Annotated in this window: 17 protein-coding genes; 4 read left to right on the top strand and 13 right to left on the bottom strand. The window is 47.0% G+C overall.

The annotated features are described in order from the left end of the window. Positions 1–112: 112 nt before the first annotated feature. The gene (locus tag QMY49_RS19715) at positions 113–277 is read left to right on the top strand and encodes a hypothetical protein (RefSeq protein ID WP_283316284.1); all 165 of its coding nucleotides are present in this window, start codon (positions 113–115) and stop codon (positions 275–277) included. Between the two features lie 243 nt (positions 278–520). Here QMY49_RS19715 and QMY49_RS19710 read toward each other — a convergent pair whose 3' ends face one another. Together QMY49_RS19710 and QMY49_RS19705 are read right to left on the bottom strand one after the other, a co-directional pair. After that, positions 521–2,254, bottom strand: a complete 1,734-nt coding sequence (locus QMY49_RS19710; protein ID WP_283316281.1) for a hypothetical protein — start codon at positions 2,252–2,254, stop codon at positions 521–523. A 9-nt stretch (positions 2,255–2,263) separates the two neighbouring features. Continuing rightward, complete coding sequence (locus QMY49_RS19705; protein WP_009696607.1) at positions 2,264–2,728, bottom strand: CesT family type III secretion system chaperone; 465 nt, start codon at positions 2,726–2,728, stop codon at positions 2,264–2,266. A 541-nt stretch (positions 2,729–3,269) separates the two neighbouring features. On the opposite strand from QMY49_RS19705, the gene QMY49_RS19700 reads away from it, so the two are divergent. Then, entirely contained in the window at positions 3,270–3,878 is a 609-nt protein-coding gene (locus tag QMY49_RS19700; protein WP_005448966.1) for a DUF6198 family protein, read from the top strand. A gap of 151 nt (positions 3,879–4,029) precedes the next feature. On the opposite strand, the gene QMY49_RS19695 is transcribed toward QMY49_RS19700, so the two are convergent. Beyond that, complete coding sequence (locus QMY49_RS19695; protein WP_283316277.1) at positions 4,030–4,479, bottom strand: DUF302 domain-containing protein; 450 nt, start codon at positions 4,477–4,479, stop codon at positions 4,030–4,032. 212 nt (positions 4,480–4,691) lie between these two features. Here QMY49_RS19695 and QMY49_RS19690 point away from each other — a divergent pair, with 212 nt between their 5' ends. Together QMY49_RS19690 and QMY49_RS19685 are read left to right on the top strand one after the other, a co-directional pair. Beyond that, positions 4,692–6,683, top strand: coding sequence for a peptidase U32 family protein (locus QMY49_RS19690; RefSeq protein WP_283316275.1), 1,992 nt, complete (start codon positions 4,692–4,694; stop codon positions 6,681–6,683). 32 nt (positions 6,684–6,715) lie between these two features. Beyond that, entirely contained in the window at positions 6,716–7,111 is a 396-nt protein-coding gene (locus QMY49_RS19685) for a hypothetical protein (protein ID WP_188014472.1), read from the top strand. Positions 7,112–7,234: 123 nt separating this feature from the next. Here the strand turns inward: QMY49_RS19685 and QMY49_RS19680 are convergent, their stop codons facing one another. The 10 genes from QMY49_RS19680 to agaR (QMY49_RS19635) form a co-directional block, all read right to left on the bottom strand. Continuing rightward, on the bottom strand, positions 7,235–8,089 hold the full coding sequence (locus QMY49_RS19680; RefSeq protein WP_283316268.1) for a tagatose bisphosphate family class II aldolase: 855 nt from the start codon (positions 8,087–8,089) through the stop codon (positions 7,235–7,237). After that, a complete protein-coding gene (gene nagA, locus QMY49_RS19675) occupies positions 8,080–9,285 on the bottom strand; it encodes an N-acetylglucosamine-6-phosphate deacetylase (RefSeq protein WP_050933253.1) in 1,206 nt (401 codons plus the stop codon). The genes QMY49_RS19680 and nagA overlap by 10 nt, the downstream gene beginning before the upstream one ends. After that, positions 9,275–9,715 carry a PTS galactosamine/N-acetylgalactosamine transporter subunit IIA gene (gene agaF / locus QMY49_RS19670; protein WP_005448952.1) on the bottom strand — a complete coding sequence of 147 codons (441 nt, stop codon included), beginning with the start codon at positions 9,713–9,715 and terminating at the stop codon, positions 9,275–9,277. The genes nagA and agaF overlap by 11 nt, the downstream gene beginning before the upstream one ends. Before the next feature lie 59 nt (positions 9,716–9,774). Next, complete coding sequence (agaE, locus tag QMY49_RS19665) at positions 9,775–10,659, bottom strand: PTS N-acetylgalactosamine transporter subunit IID (protein ID WP_283316264.1); 885 nt, start codon at positions 10,657–10,659, stop codon at positions 9,775–9,777. Next, entirely contained in the window at positions 10,649–11,425 is a 777-nt protein-coding gene (gene agaW / locus QMY49_RS19660) for a PTS N-acetylgalactosamine transporter subunit IIC (RefSeq protein WP_005448948.1), read from the bottom strand. Before agaW ends, agaE begins: the two co-directional genes overlap by 11 nt. Positions 11,426–11,441: 16 nt before the next feature. After that, the gene (gene agaV, locus QMY49_RS19655) at positions 11,442–11,915 is read right to left on the bottom strand and encodes a PTS N-acetylgalactosamine transporter subunit IIB (protein WP_005448946.1); all 474 of its coding nucleotides are present in this window, start codon (positions 11,913–11,915) and stop codon (positions 11,442–11,444) included. A gap of 22 nt (positions 11,916–11,937) precedes the next feature. Beyond that, positions 11,938–13,095: an SIS domain-containing protein gene (locus QMY49_RS19650; protein WP_283316261.1), complete on the bottom strand. Its 1,158-nt coding sequence runs from the start codon at positions 13,093–13,095 to the stop codon at positions 11,938–11,940. After that, the gene (locus tag QMY49_RS19645) at positions 13,092–14,402 is read right to left on the bottom strand and encodes a D-tagatose-bisphosphate aldolase, class II, non-catalytic subunit (RefSeq protein WP_050921774.1); all 1,311 of its coding nucleotides are present in this window, start codon (positions 14,400–14,402) and stop codon (positions 13,092–13,094) included. Before QMY49_RS19645 ends, QMY49_RS19650 begins: the two co-directional genes overlap by 4 nt. A gap of 8 nt (positions 14,403–14,410) precedes the next feature. After that, entirely contained in the window at positions 14,411–15,187 is a 777-nt protein-coding gene (agaR, locus tag QMY49_RS19640) for a transcriptional repressor AgaR (protein WP_005448941.1), read from the bottom strand. 447 nt (positions 15,188–15,634) lie between these two features. Continuing rightward, on the bottom strand, positions 15,635–16,405 hold the full coding sequence (gene agaR, locus QMY49_RS19635) for a transcriptional repressor AgaR (RefSeq protein WP_009696595.1): 771 nt from the start codon (positions 16,403–16,405) through the stop codon (positions 15,635–15,637). Positions 16,406–16,498 lie beyond the last annotated feature (93 nt).

The raw sequence follows: 16,498 nt of genomic DNA, 5'->3' as shown, positions 1-16,498 counted from the left end.
TTCATGATGTTTTTTTGAGCTGCATGGTAAGGAGGTATCATGAGCAAAAAACACTCCAAATCATGCCTAGACTAATGTAACTGATAAGCGGTGGGGAAAACCACTTCAGCTTATGAAGAGCACCGACCGTGTATACAACAAGCCCAAACATAGAATGACCTTCGAAGACTATACCGACTTCACACAGGTATTCCCTAGCGTGATTTATCTGCAGCGTTTAGTGAGTGGAGCGCTGTTTATCGTCACTCCAATCACTGGTCCAACAAAGGTGTTTTAACCTGCTTATTCAATGAATTAGCCTGGAATTCAGATTACGAGAGGGGGTGCTGATGGCTGGATTGTTAAAGCTCATCAACACAGTACTGGTGCGGTACCAAGGGGCAGTGAATGTATTGGAAAAGCCGAGTGTATGGTTCAGCGAAAGTGACCTGGGTATAGATTTCGGGAAGGTTGCCCGAGCTAGAAAGAAGAGGTAGAGCGTGCTGACCATATAAAGTTCAACACGCTCAAGGGGGGTCAGTTACTTAGTGAGCATCTCAGCCTTAACAGCCTGCCACGCTTTATGCTCGGGTGTGGTCAGGTGGATAGGACCAAACGTACGCTCTGGGATGATTTTATCACTCAGCCTTTCTACCTCTCTGGCCACAAAGCTGCTGAACCAGATCTGATTAGGCATTCCGGGCCAATACTCGGTGAGCTGCTGACGCAGATTATCCAGCTCGTTCAGGCGACCTTTGATCTCGTTCAGCGCCTGATGCTGTGGTTTAAACAACAACCGGGTGAACCAGTTTGAAGAAGCCTTCTCCATGTTGGTGACTTTATCTCTAAGTTCTGTCAGCGCCTGCTTAACAGGAAGCCGGGTAACCGGAAGGCCTTTCTCTCTGATCTCTGCTGTTATCGGCAACTGCTCTAGGTTGAGTTCTATCTCTCCGGCAAGACCGCGGTTTTCTCCGCTGACAGCTTTGACCATATCCCGCAGTTGCGTTAGTGATTCGTCACCGTGCAGCGGGGCGCTGGTCATTCTGGTTATAGGGACCGAGCGGAACTCTAGCTCCGGCCAATTTGTTCTGGCGTGCACCTGCAGATGACGGGCGAGTTTAACCCGAGCCATCAAAGCGGGCTGTTGATCCCGAGAGAGTTTGATCTCTTTGGTCAGCGCGGCTTTTTCAAGGTTCTCAAGTATCAGAAGCTTTTGTTGTTCGGCCTTTTCTGCGGCTTTAATCGCCTCATCACTCGGCGCGCGAGTTGTCAGCCGGTTGCTGCTGTCCCACTTCAGGTAGTGGCGCAGTGCGCCAGTTTCACTCTGCACCGCTTTTTTGACCAGATTTACCAGGCTGCTTGAGCCAGCAGAAAAACGGGTATCAAAGCCCCGGTGACCTTTAAGCAGCGCTTCGAGAAATCCTTTCAACTCCTGGCGATCTTTAGGACAACTCAGCTTCATTTCGCCGTTTGCCACATTTAAGAAACGGCTGAGCATGGGATCGCCGCTTTCCAGTTGCGTTTTCAGTTTCTCCTGGTGTGAGGCCGCTTTCTTGCCAGTGAGCAGGTAGTCGGACAGTATCTGGTTGATACCGTCTGAGATCATATTACGTTCACTGGAAGTAAATTTAATCTCAGTTTTCGGTGGCTCGGCAGCAGGAGCCGGCGCGTTTTTTGGCGCTGCTTCAGCTTTTGTTTCCTGAGGCTTAGCTTTGGTTGTCTGCTCCGCTTTAGTCACCGCTTCGGCAGGCAGTGTTTTAGCGGCTTTTACCTTGCCGTGAGAAAGGCGCAGGTACGAGCCCAGAATATTGTCTTTGCTCTCTAAAGGTCGGGTTAACGCTTTATACATAGAGCCGAACCTTGAGTGACCCTCTAGCATCAGGTTAAACATTTCTGCCAGTTTTTGCGGCGAGCGGGGCAGTCTCATGACCCTGACTTTTTCCTGATCATCTATGGTGATCCGTCCCTTGATCTCTTCCATCTCACAATATCCGCGCAGAAACTCGCCATGCTTCTCCGGTTTATTGTCTACGTATTGTTGCAGTGCGCTGCTAAAAGCTTTGGCAAGTGGCGTGAGATCCTCATCATGGATGCGAGGCGCACTCTGCAAACCTACAGGGTTCTGGCTTAGCGGCTCACTCATGCTCTGTGTTGAATGCGCAGCCCCCGGAAGTTCTGATTTAGATTTTTCCAGTTTCGGCGCCTGTTTCGGTGCACTCTGATGTACCTGAGAGACACCTTTAAACAAGGTGTTGAGAAGTTTAGTTACCGGCATAATGACTCCTTAACCTTTTAACAGGTGCGCGTCGCAAAACAGAGAAGGTGCTTTAGCCTCTTCCTTTAAAGGGGCTTGAAGAGCATTTCTGGCATCAGTCGCTGTGGTTATAAAGTTGCCAAGCAGGTTCGCCAGTAGTTCCAGCTCCAACCCTTCAATCGGGTGCTGGTAGCGCAGCAGAACCTGATCGCCTTGCGGACTCAGGGCGTAGTGTGCCTGACGCAAGACGGGATTTTCAAAGTTGTGCTTAAGAAGACGGGTCAGGTGACGCTCTCTCTGCACCTCCGACAGAGCCCCTAATTCTGCAAGAAACTGAAGGTGGTTGCTTCCCGCTGCCATATCGATTGCCAGCTCGATGCCTTCTTCAGTCAGCAGTGCACAACGTCCAAAGTTATCAAGCTCTAAGCAGTCCAGTTGCCAAGTGTTACCCAACTCGAGAAGCAGGTTGTTCAGAAAGGTTTGGTCGGCCGTCATCAGCACCTCCAGATACAGTCAGGGAATGAGTGTTCAGACTACCGCGCATGCAAGGGGAATTTCTTTCATTATTAGGCAAGGTTTTTTAGGTTTATTAAGCAAACGCTGATGTCAGTGGGCGCGCTATTTGACCGTTTATCGCAAGCCTGCTGTTGCGCTGGATACATAATATTGCGGCTCTGCAGCTTGGTACTTACCTCTACTCACCCTGGATATCAGAGACGCTGGCTAAAGGCGTGTTAGTTCTTGTGCTGGTGCGCAGCGGACTTGTAATGCGGAAGCAAGGAAAGGTAGTAAAGTGGTTGCCGATGCGCTGTTGAACAAAATACGTACAACAAAGAGCAACATGCCCTAGCTTAATGTGTAAAGTCTGTTAAACAGTTAACACCCACGCAATCTAGGTCGAAAACTCGACATCAATCACTTTTCACGACATTTTATTCAGCGATTTATCACTATTTGGTTGGCGTTTTGCTAACCGCATCCGTTTTGGTTTCGTACTTACAGCTAAAACGGCTTTAAAACCAAGGAAAATACTTTTATGGATAAAGATCATAGCCTTAGAGAAAACCTCTTGGCCTTGACGCTCGGTAGTGCGTTGGTGTCACTTGGGGTTATCTTCTTCAGCAAGGTGGGATTGCTCACTGGCGGAACGGCCGGTTTGGCGATCTTCCTTACCAAGGTCAGTGACTTCAGTTTTGGTCAGATATTCTTCGCACTGAACCTGCCGTTCTACATTCTCTCTGTGATGCGCATGGGTTGGCGTTTTACCATCAACACTTTTATTGCGGTTTCGATCGTGTCTTTTGCGGTAGACCATTTGCATCATGTGATTGAGATTTCTCGTATTGAGCCCGTGTACGCAGCGCTACTCGGTGGTGGTTTGATTGGCATGGGCATGCTGGTAATTTTCCGCCACAAGATGAGTTTAGGTGGCTTCAACATCTTGGCGCTTTTTCTTCAGGAACGCTTTGGTATTCGAGCAGGTAAAGTACAAATGGCTCTGGACTGCACCATCGTAGTGATGTCGCTGTTTATCGTTGATGTTTACTTGATTGCTCTTTCTGTACTTGGCGCTGTGGCGACCAACTTGATCTTGGCGATGAACCACAAACCTGGGCGTTATCAGCCCAAGCCGCAGCCAGTATAAACGCAATAAACGACGAACTTAGTCTTAGCGTTCAACAGCAGCTAAAAATAAAATCCCCGAGCAATATCTCGGGGATTTTTGTTTTCAAAATTAATGTAGATGATAGCGTCGTAAGCTTAGATAGCGATGATAAGCCCCTATTCTTCAAGCACTATTTTGCCGCTGCACCGGTTAGCTTACTGAGTACACCACTCACCTTCGTCAGCACTTCATCACACCCTTCAATACCGTGGCGCTCTTTTAGATACATTGGGTTGTTGTAAGCAAGCCATGTCTTACCTTCTGCATCCTCATAAACCAGCACTTTTTGCGGTAAATCAATCGCCACTTCTTGTGCACATTGCATCAATGGCGTCCCTACTTTTGGGTTGCCAAACACGATCACTTCTGTTGGTCGTAGCGTCATATCGACCTTCGCCGCATTCTCTTGATGGTTCACGCGAGCAAACACATTAAAACCTTTACCCTGAGCAATCTGAACAAATTTATTCGCTGTATCTTGCACCGAATGTTGGCTTGCAACGCGGATAACACTCTCTTCTGCTAGGGTCGAAAATGACGCCAGAGCAACGACCAACCCAACTGTGATTACTTTTACCATCTGCCAATTCCTTATTTTTACTATATCCAAAAATTATATACCCAAGTCACCGACTCGCGAGCATGTGGACTCAGGTCATGACTTCCCGTAATCACAATAGACCGACCAACAGGCAATAATTGATTCAGATTAATAAAGCGTTAATCAATCCAACATTAAAACTGTGAAGCACATAAAATACGCAACCTATTTTATTGAGTAAGAGTTAACTAGTGACACGCGATCAATTTGAGTTATTAGCGCCAGGTGGCGATTTAGATTCCATTAAAGCGGCCATTGCTGCAGGTGCCGATGCCATCTACTGCGGACTTGACCGCTTTAATGCACGTAACCGCGCAACCAACCTCACCTTAGATAACTTGAACGGCGTATTACAGTTGGCGCATCAGCACAATTGTAAAATTTTCCTCACGTTGAACGTGTTAATTCTGGAAAGCGAAATTCCTGCTATAGTTCGCTTACTTAGCCAGTTGAACAACACCGCGATTGACGGCGTAATCGTGCAGGATCTTGGTCTTGCTTACATTCTCAAGAACCACTTCCCAGAGTTAGATGTACACGCTTCAACCCAGCTCAACACTCACAATGAAGGACAGATTCTGTTCCTCAATCAGTTGACAGCGAGCCGCGTGAACCTCTCTCGTGAACTCAATATCCATGAAATAAAACACCTAGCTCAGTTCGGTCGTCAGCACAACGTGATGATGGAAGTGTTCGTTCACGGCTCTTACTGCATTGGTTTCTCTGGCATTTGCTACATTAGCTCAGCGCGTAATGGTGCATCGGGCAACCGTGGACGCTGCAGTCAGCCTTGTCGTGAGCAATACGAGACAACCAAGACAGGCAACAGCTACCCGCTCAACATGAAAGACAACTCAGCTTTTGGCGATCTAGAAGCGCTTGCCGATGCAGGTGTGTATTCATTGAAAGTGGAAGGTCGCATCAAGAAATCCCACTACGTTTACACCGTCGTCGATAATTGGCGTAAGCAGATTGATCGCTTATGTGATGGCGTAGAGCTGTCGAGCGACACCACAGAGTTGTACACCGTATTCAACCGTGATTTCTCCAACGCATTTTTGCAAGGCGACTTCGGTAAAGCGATGTACATCGACAACCCACGCGACCATGCGGTGAAACACTTCTCAAAGATATACAAATGTGAATCCGCGGATGATGTACAAACGGTGAAGAAGAAGCTGTACGACGACAAAACCGCAATCATTGAAAAAGTCGCCGAGAAGACTCAAAACTTCGACGTCACGGCTACACAAAGCTCAGGCAGTAGTTTAAAAGGCGCAATTGATGTACCAAGTTTACCGACGCTACCTCAGCCACAAGAGCGTGAAGGGGCAGCAAAACTATCGGTACTGATTTCGTCGCTAGAAGATGCTTCGCTGTGCAAATATCGCGATGTCGATGTGTACTTTCAACTACCAATGGGATTGGCGAGCGAGTTAAACGCTATGGTCGACTTATTCCAAGAAAACACGGCGTTGAAGCCTTGGTTCCCTGCAATTTTGATTGGTGACGATTACCAAGCTGCACGCAAGTTCTTAGACATTATCCAACCAGAGCTGCTGATCACCAACAACTCTGGCGTAGGCTTACTCGCTCAAGAGCTTGGATTAGGTTGGGTTGCAGGTCCACAAATGAATACGGTGAACTCATACTCGTTTAAGTGTTTGCAAGAAGAATTCGCGGCACGCGGAGCATTTATCTCAAACGAGCTGAACATGAAGCAAATGCGTCATATTAAACGCCCACACCACATGCGCAGTTACTACAGCATTTACCACCCAAATACGCTCTTAACCAGTCGCCAATGTTTGTTCCAACAAACCGAAGGTTGCCGCAAAATCAAGGTTAACAAAGGTTGTTTGAAGCGTTGTGATAAACGCACATCAATCATCAACCTCAAAGACAACCCATATGTGGTACAAAAGCAAAAAGGCAGCCATAACGCAATTTACAGCGAACATAACGTGCTGAACCTGCAAGTACTGCAAGATTTGCCGCAACTGTTTACAGACGTGTTGATTGACCTACGTGATATCCAGACAGAAACCAAAGTCACAATCACCAAACCTGAGCTAATAGAGGCTTTTTCAACGCTGCTTGATGAACACAATGAGCAGAATCTAGACGCTCTAAATGTTGCGATTCACCCTACTGCTAATGCTCAGTATTTAAAAGGCTTATAAGCGAATAGAGCAAGATTGCACTCGCACAATTTATGGAAGACTTATACCCAATGAAGCAAGAAACGCTCAGCTACTTTGATGATCTGAATTACAGCGTTGTGACGCAATCAGAAGACGTCTATGAGCTCACGCAAAACCGCACGGGGTTGACGGTAGAGCTCAACTTCTCTGCTCTTGGTAAAGGCAAATTGCCCGCAGAAAGCGCGCAAAAAACTGATAAGAAACTTTATTTTATCGATATTGATGACATCGAAAACATCGGTTTTGAAGCACTCGAATCTTTTGTCATCAGGCTGAATGAACATTGTTCCATGGTGGTGTTTGAGGAAGAATTCTTTGAACAAAGCATGAAAGAGATATGGATGTTCTTATCGAATGATCCACGTGATCGTGACGTGTTCAACGACAGTAAGTTCTATCGGGCTTAATACCCACATCATAACGGTTGAAATGCCATAAAGATAAAAAGGTGCTAGAAGACCTAGCACCTAGGTAAACATGTCATCGGGGGGAGTTTACCAAATATAATCAGTTGTTAGGGTCAACAGACCCTAGAGCTTTCCTTCACTTCCGCACATATGGATCTTATCCATCACCACCTGTTTCATCGCCGCTTTACCAGGCGTGATGTATTTACGAGGGTCGTTTGCGTCAGGGTGATGCGCAAAATGTTGTTTGACCGCATTTGAGAACGCGATCTTCAGCTCAGTCGCCACGTTCACCTTGCACACACCAAGGTCAATACAACGACGAACCATTTCATCAGGAACACCTGATGCGCCATGCAGTACTAACGGAATATCGACAACACCACGGATTTTATCTAAGCGGTTAAAGTCGAGTTTAGGCTCCGCTTTATACAAGCCATGAGCTGTGCCAATTGCCACAGCTAACGAATCAATACCTGTACGACGAACAAACTCTGCGGCAGAAGCTGGGTCGGTCATTAGTGCATCGGCACCGTCGACAATCAGATCGTCTTCTTGACCGCCTAAACGACCTAACTCAGCTTCGACACTTGCGTCGAATCGGTTACAGTATTGAACCACCGAGCGCACAATCTCTATGTTCTGATCAAACGCATAATGCGAACCATCAATCATTACAGAACGAATACCGTGATCGACCTTAGTACAAATGTCTTGTAGGTCTTCATGGTGATCAAGATGAAGAACTAACGGGATTGAATGCTTATGTGCAGCTTCTTTACAAATACTGATCAGGTAATCGGTGCCCGCATAATCAAAAGTTCCCGGCGTGCCTGCGAGAATCACTGGAGAGCCCATCTCTGAAGCGGTTTCAACAATGACTTGGACCGTCTCTAAGTTATGAATATTAAATGCAGGCACCGCATAACCAGCTTGTTGCGCACGTTTTAGCATTTCACGGGAAGAAATTAGATACATAAAGCCTCCTGACTTGGTACGGATGCATCAAACACAAGACGCCCATTGACCCAAGTTTTTACAATTGAGAAATCTGATTTAACAGCGACCATAGATGCGCGCTTTCCGGCTTCTAGGGTGCCTAATTGGTGTTGCAAACCTAACGATTGAGCCGGAGTTAACGATGCCATCAACCAAGCTTGCTCTAGTGGGATGTTTAGCCATTTATGAATATTTTTAACTGCTTGCGGCAAAGTCAAAGTGCTGCCTGCCAAACTTCCACTTTCTGTAGTAACGACGCCGCCTTTCATTTGCACTTCGTATTCACCAAGCGTGTAGCGACCATCAGGCATGCCTGTCGCACTCATAGCATCGGTAATCAGCGTCATGCGTTGACCACAGCAGCGATGCGCGACATCTATAGCAGCAGAGTGAACGTGATGCCCATCGGCAATCATTTCGACATAGCTATTAGGGTGGATAAGCCCTGCCCCAACGACTCCTGGATCTCGGTGATGTAGACCACGCATGCCGTTGTAGCAGTGGACAATGCCATTTGCGCCAGCATCCAACGCCTGTTTCACTTGGTCGTAACTCGCATCGGTATGCCCAAGCATCACGTTAATACCCTGTTTATTCAGGTAACGAATCGCATCGATTGCCCCGTCTTTTTCTGGAGCCAGTGCGACGGTGACGAGCTGGTCATCACAATAAGAAATCCACTGCTCCAACTCTTCGAGCGATAAATCTCTAAACCATGTCGTCGGGTGCGCGCCGCGATTCTTCTCGGTGAAATAAGGTCCCTCTAGATACGCACCTAAGATCTCAGCACCATCAACGCCATGTCGTTTACTCACAGCAACTTGCTTTAACGCGGCACGAATTTTTGCCACAGGAGCGGTTACGGTTGTGGCAACAAATGCGGTAACGCCCAAGCTCGCGAAATAGCGAGACATCGTATTGAGGCTGTCATGCTCGGCATCCATAACGTCACAGCCTTTGGCTCCATGCACATGACTGTCAATCAGGCCGGGTAGTATGCTCACCTCACCTAAGTCAATAAAATCAATATGTTGATGAGAGTTGAATGGCTCAACAGAATCAATCACCCCATTTTCGTTGATGCGAATTAGCCCATCATCAAGCCATCTATCACCTTGCAATACACGCTGAGCTCGGTAGCAAGAATGTCTTGCACGATCTTGTTCAGATGCCATCTTCTTCTACCGTTCCCACATGTTTGGCTTTCTCAGCCATTTCAGCACTCAACGAAGTAATGCCACGATGCCCGCAAGCCAGCGCTTGATCGCGAAACTCAGCGAGATCGAGTTCATCGCGTTCCAAAAGCATCTCAGCCGCCATCTGCATGTTTGTTCCCGTTACAACCTGGACATCGTCACGCTCTTGACTGATCAGTGATGCGGTACGAAAAGGTGTACCTCCCAACAAATCAGTCAAGAAAACAATACCTTCGCCAGAATCAACTTCATTAATCGCCTCGCGCATTGACACTTCCAGTTGCGGAGTCGTTGCCTCTTCTGGAAAGTCGATAAACTTAAATTGAGGTTGCTCCCCAATAACCTGAAACACCGCTTTGGCAAGACCGGAAGCAAACCCTCCGTGACCAGATAGAATTACAGCAATCATTTACGTTTCCTTAATGGGGCAGAGCACTCCACCCCAATGTTTTGTGTGTCCAATGTGATTTATAAGAAACCCATAAAACGCCCAACAACGCCTAACACCACGGTGATACCGATAAGTTTTAGCGGGCTCCAACCACGCTTGACGAGCGCGTACATAGCTAGGGTGTAGACCAATGGAAGAAACGCTGGCATGAGTTTATCGATCACATCGCCTTGCAGTTTCACCACGGCATCACCGGCGGTAATTTCTGCGGTCGTCGATAGACGAACATAAGTCGCCACCAAAGCACCTATCACCGTCATACCTACCATCGAAGCCGCGTGTCCGACTTTCTTCGTGTTGGCTTTGATAACAGGGATAGCAGCAACCCCCATGCGATACGCATAATGTGCGAGACCAAATCGCAGACCAAAATGCACCACGTTAAACAGCACAATAAAGAACACCGCACCCATGATGGAGCCTTGCAGCGCAAGGTCTGCACCGATACCGCCGCAAATAGGAAGAAGAGTCAGCCAGAACATCGCATCACCAATGCCACCCATTGGTGCACCAACCGCGATCTTAGTGCTCTGAATACTGCTGACGTTTTGCTTGGAGCGTTCCATCGCCAGAACGATCCCCATGACAAATGTCACCAAGAACGGGTGAGTATTGAAGAACCCCATATGACCTTGCATTGCTTTAGATAGGTCAGCTTTATTGGTGTGAATCTTCTTCAGCGCAGGCAGTAGTCCGTACAACCAACCAGAAGCCTGCATACGTTCGTAGTTGAAAGACGCTTGGAGTAACAGCGAGCGCCACGCCATACGATTGATGTCTGCTTTGGTTAGATCTGCACCAATCTCTTTATTTTCATACTCATCTTCAGCCACGCCAGGAACTGGCTGCACATCAACATTTTGGTTACGAAGGTCGAGTTCGTTACTTACATTAGATTCCATCTTCAAAGTCCTCAGCAGGTGCAGTTACAGGAGTGGGTTCCGTTTTACGCATGAAGTCGATAATGGCCATGGCCGTCGCAGCCGCGGCAATCGCTAAGATTGGCAGTTGAAGCCAAGCTGCAGCGACGAAGCCAAGGATGAAGTAAGGAATGTAGGCGTTCTTCATCATGATTTTCATCAAGACAGCAAAGCCTATTGCAGGCATGATGCCACCAGCGACGCCTAAGCCATCAATGAGATCTTTCGGCAGTACTTCAACGATTTTCCCTGCATGTTCAGCCCCAAGATAAACGGGTAAGAATGCACACAGAAAGTAGAAAGAACCGAGTACAGCAAGTGCCATATAGTTCACGCGTTCAATACCATTGGTATCCGCATTTTGTGCGTACTCGTCACACTTAGACATGACCGCAGACATTGCAGAAAAGAGCAGCGTAATGCCCATCTGTACGGCAACGGCGAAAGGCACAGCGACACCAACCGCAACATTTGGCTCGACTTTGGTTGTAATCGCAAAAGCCGTACCCACGATGGTGCCGATGATAACGTTTGGTGGTTGAGCCCCCGCAAGAGGGGCAAGTCCCATCCAAATCAATTCAAGCGTACCGCCGACCAAGATACCGGTTTGCAAGTCGCCTAAAATCAGACCAACAAGTGGACCAAGCACCACCGGACGGTGGAAGTGAGTAAGACCATTAAATAAATCTAGGCCAGCAAAAAAGGCTAAGATGCCGAGCATCAAGGCCTGTAAGAGTCCTATTTCCATGATTTCTTTCCTATTGTTAGATAAGAGTAAAGAGGTCAGTCGCACTTTCAGTTGGCACCCCTTGGATCGTGCATTTCACCCCTAGTGCTTTTAATTTTTCAAACTCCGCAACGTCTTCAGTTCCGACTGAAACCGTCTTGGCAATTTGCTTTTTCCCCTCAACGTAGTGCATGTTTCCGACGTTGATATTGCTAATTGGCACACCACCTTCCACCAATTGGCGGAAATCTTTTGGTGTGCGACAAACCATTAGAATTCGTTGGCGTTCAGCCGCTTTATGGATGGTGTCGATGGTCTTTTTCACCGTCCAAAATCGGATTGCGATGCCATCTGCTAGCACCATCTCCATTAAGTTCTGTTGAATGGTGTCTTCTGCTACCTCATCGTTCACAACGACAATAATGTTGGCATCCGCAAAACCTACCCATTGCACACCCACTTGCCCATGGACGAGGCGCTCATCAATACGACTTAACACGATATTTGGCATGGTCTATTCCTTTTCGAATCCGTTACTTGTTGAATGGGTAGATGGTGACACCTTGCACCACACGATTGACTTCACCGGTTGGGCACGGATTGTCCGGTCCAAATCCCAGTTGAAGTGATTTTTCAAATGCCAACATTTGGCAGAAGAGAATGAATGGGAAGCACAGCCACTGATCGCCCAAGTCCAATCTCCCAAATTCAAAAACATCGTCTTCGTTGAGAGACAGTTCTGTGAGAGCAATATGAGCTAATGCTTGTTTGTCGCGACGGATCTCATTGAATAAATCCAGATCGTACCCACGGGTATAAGCGTCACTTGATAGCAACTGGATCACGACCGCTTTATCGTTAATGGTGAATTTAGGGCCGTGGCGGAAGCCAAGAGATGAGTCGAAAGCCGTCATCACTTTACCTGCACTTAGCTCAAGCGATTTGAGTGATGCTTCACGGGCAAGCCCTGCAAAACCACCACTACCAATTACGATTAAACGCTCATAAGGCTGGCTGGCGAGCGCCTTAATAGCAGACTCCCATTGCTCTAACTTGGCTTCGCAAAGTGCTGCTACCACTTCAATTTGTTCATGCCATTGCTTTGGAGATTGACCACCAAATAACGTCAGCGTAGACATCAACATACAACTGAAGCTTGATGTCATCGCAAAGCTCTTATCATTTGAGCCTTCAGGCATGATCACGCAGCAAGCATTTTGTGCAGTTCGAGCGTAATGAGAGAGTTCCCCGTCACGGTTACACGTCAAGAACAAGTGATGACAATGAGGAACAAGCTGATCGACAAGAGCAACAGCAGCAACACTTTCCGGGCTATTACCAGAGCGGGCGTAAGAAACGACGAACGTCGGACGACTTGGGTCCAGATACTGTTCCGGGTTTGACACTAAATCCGTGGTTGGGATGGACTCAACTTGAAATCTCAGCCCCTCTTGAATAAATGGTGCTGCCGCATCGCCGACAAATGCGGATGTGCCCGCACCAGTCAAAATAATGCGTAGGTCTGGCTGCTCAAGCAGAGGCGTTAGAAAATCGCGGATTGCCTCATACTGCTCTTCTAAAATGGTTGAAAGTGCTCGCCATAACTGAGGTTGATGACTGATTTCTTGAGCCGTATGAACACCATTACGTTGTTCTAACCATGGCAACTCATAGCCTAAAACTGAACTCATTTGGTCGTCTCCTTGCTAGCCACTGAATTGGCGTAACAGGCTTCGGAATAGACTTGTGTCACTTCCATAATCTTGTGCACGACAATCTCAGCAGGTTGATTTTGAATTTGATGTTGAGAAATTGCCTTAGCTTGGTTGGGTAAATATTGGCTAAGGATTGTGATTGGCAGAGGGTGAGCAGCTAAGTTGTCAAACAGAGCTTGCTGCGCCGCTTTAACCTCTGGATGATTCCAGTAGTAACGGATGCGATCACTCAAGCTGTAGCTGCAATCGAGATATTGTTGATGCCCTTTGCTGGAGTAGTGAGAACGCCAATAATTAGGTTGCTCTCTCATCACTTGTTCTATGGTTTCGCGTAAGTGAGAAGCATGATGAGCGCCTAACCACTCTTTCTCCGCAGAGTCCAGACCATACAAGGCTTCACGCAAAGCAAATGTGAGAGCTGGACCGACTTTGAGAATCGCAAAATGATCGCGAATCAGTTGGTGATATGCCTCTGGGTTTTGGTAATCCGTAGAATGCGCTTCGAAGACCAGATTTGGTTGGCTGTCGATCATATTGCTTAACGATCGCGCTGCCGCACTGTGGTAGTGATGTACTGAGTGGTGATCAAATTCCACTCCTGGTTGCACCACTAAGCCAATCACACGAGGCCAAACATAGCTAAGCCCGATATCACTGAACGTTTGATGATGAGCATTTAGCGTTGCCAATGCTTCTTCCGCTTTCGTCACTTGAATACCTTCTTCTTCAAGCGAATCAAGAGCACCACCTGGCGTTGGAACTTCCGTGCCAACCACATACACTGGCGCTTCACCACCGACCGTTTTCCATGCTTGCTCTGCCACCAAACATAACTGGGCAGCACGCTGCGCCATTAGCTCTTCACTCAGCGGTACCTCGTCATCGGCACAAGGCATTGAACAATCGAGATGAATCTTCTTAAAGCCCGCGCAAACATAGTCTCGAATCATTTGCGCTGAATATTCCATTGCTTGGCTTGCTGGTAAGTGCTGCCAACAGTTAGGACCAAGATGATCGCCACCCAATACCACGTTCTCAGCGGGAAAATTAACCCGCTCAGCCAAATCAAATACGTGGCTCGCGAAATCTTGTGGTGTCATTCCGGTGTAGCCACCAAACTGATTAACTTGATTTGACGTTGCCTCAATCAAAACCAGTTGCTCATTTTGCGCAGCCTGCTTTATCGCAGCTTCAAGTACTAAGGGATGAGCAGAACACACAGCATAAATACCGGTAAGCTGACCTTGTTTGTGTTGCTCGATTAGAGAAAGTAACGCTTTCATTTTGATTCCTAGTTAACGATTTGATCCGCAATGACGACATCTACGCCAAGTTCAATAAGGGATTGGTGCGTGTTATGGGGAATGTTGCGATCTGTGACCAAGACGTCGATCTGGCTTGCAGCTCGGATCATGCAAAAGCTTTTGCGCCCAAATTTGCTTGAATCGGTGACAGCAATGACTTGGCGAGCAACCTCACACATGGCGCGATTCACCTGAGCTTCTTGATTGTCCGGCGTAGTCACGCCAGCAAGCAGGTCGAATCCATCCACGCCCAAAAACAGCTTGTCAAAAAGGTAAGATCGAATTTGCTGTTCACCATGGTTACCTATCAGTGAACAAGAAGCGCGACGCAGGCTACCTCCAACCACATGTAACTCGACGTTTTCCATCTTGCTAAGTTGGTAGGCGGTATTGAGGGCGTTGGTCATCACAACCAATTGCTGTTTATTGACCAAGTACTGCGGCATAAGACCTATCGTGGTACCGGAATCCAAAATGATCGCTTCGCCATCTTGAATAAGGCTCGCAGCAGCCTGTGCTATCGCTTGTTTCGCACTGCGATTAAGTTGATCTTTGCGGTAGAGCGGTTGGTCAAAGGCAAAGTTAGGGTTGAGTGTTGCGCCACCATAACAGCGAAAAACACAGCCTTCTTTTTCTAGAAGATTGAGGTCGTGGCGAATGGTGACAGCCGATACATTGTAATGCTCGACAAAGTCGTCCACTTTTCCTGAACCATGACGACAAATATGAGCCATGATTTGCTGTCTTCGTTCTGCACTGTTCATTCACCAACTCTCCTTTCGTTCCATTTCGCTTTCCGTTAGAAATGTTTCGATTTTCTTTTCGTTGGTATTAAAACAGGGCGAAGTTAGGAAAAGTGAAAGCTAGATCACAGTCATTTTTCTTTCGTTTTCACCCCAAAAAACCTTTCACTTCATGAAAAACGAAAGGCTTTTCTTTCGTTATTAAATTGAAAGTAATCACAAAGGGGCGCATAAAAACTCACTTTCGATACAAGGAAAGTGAAAGGCAGGATGAAATAGAGTTAACAGCTGTCGTTTCGAACTACAGCCTGCGCGAGATCACAAAATGCAATATCGGTTATTTTTTTGAAGGTCGATGAAGTCGTTAGAAGGCGTTTTTTTGATGCTGAAGTTGCACAAAGGTTTAAGTCGATCAGAAATAATCTTCACGATATTGATAGAAAAACCAATATCACTAATCACTAATCACTAATCAACAATACGTACATCAACGCCCATTGAAGTGAGATGTTCAAGGTAATCGGACGGGATGCCACTGTCAGTAATGAGCATATCAAGTTGCTCTGGTCGGGCAATAAGGCAAAAACTCTGACGAGAAAACTTTGATGAGTCAGTTACGGCAATAACGACTTGTGCCGCGTCAAGCATTCTTCGATTAATGTCAGCCTCACCCTGATGAGGAGTCGTGACGCCAGTAGATTTGTCAAAGCCATCCACACCTAAAAAGAGCTTGTTAAAGCGATAGCCTGCGAGGAAGTCCTCACCACTCAAACCGTGGACGGAATAAGAATTCTCACGCATGGTGCCTCCAGTGACCATAACAGAGACATTACTTTGATTGGCAAGGTGATAGGCGATGTTAATGCCATTAGTCATGACGACAAGATCATTCTTACCTTTCAAATGATAAGCAATTTGCTCTGTGGTTGAACCAGAGTCGAGAATGATTTTATCGCCGTCCGCAATCAACGAGGCAGCATACTCTCCGAGCTTCGCCTTGATATTACTGTTGAGCTGCTTTTTATCATTGAGAGGACGTTCAAACGCAAACTGATTATTCAACAGTGCTCCGCCATAACAACGTTTGACGCAGCCTTGTTTCTCTAGATAGTTGAGGTCATTTCGAATGGTCACTTCTGACACATCATATTGCTTGGCAAAGTCACTCACTTCACCTCGCTGGGCGTTCTGGATGAACCGCAAAATCTCTTTGCGCCTTAATGATGCGTTTAATTTCATAAAAGTTGATCACCGGTAACAAGCTATAGATGTAATGATAGGTACTCGTATACCCAAGTAACCTCGAGATGCGTGGTTCAGCGAAAGTGACTT

The sequence above is a fragment of the Vibrio harveyi genome, assembly GCF_030060435.1.
GTDB classification, from domain to species: Bacteria; Pseudomonadota; Gammaproteobacteria; order Enterobacterales; family Vibrionaceae; genus Vibrio; species Vibrio harveyi.
The sequence above is the reverse complement of the archived record's forward strand: the minus strand, read 5'-3'. Positions and strand labels throughout refer to the sequence as shown.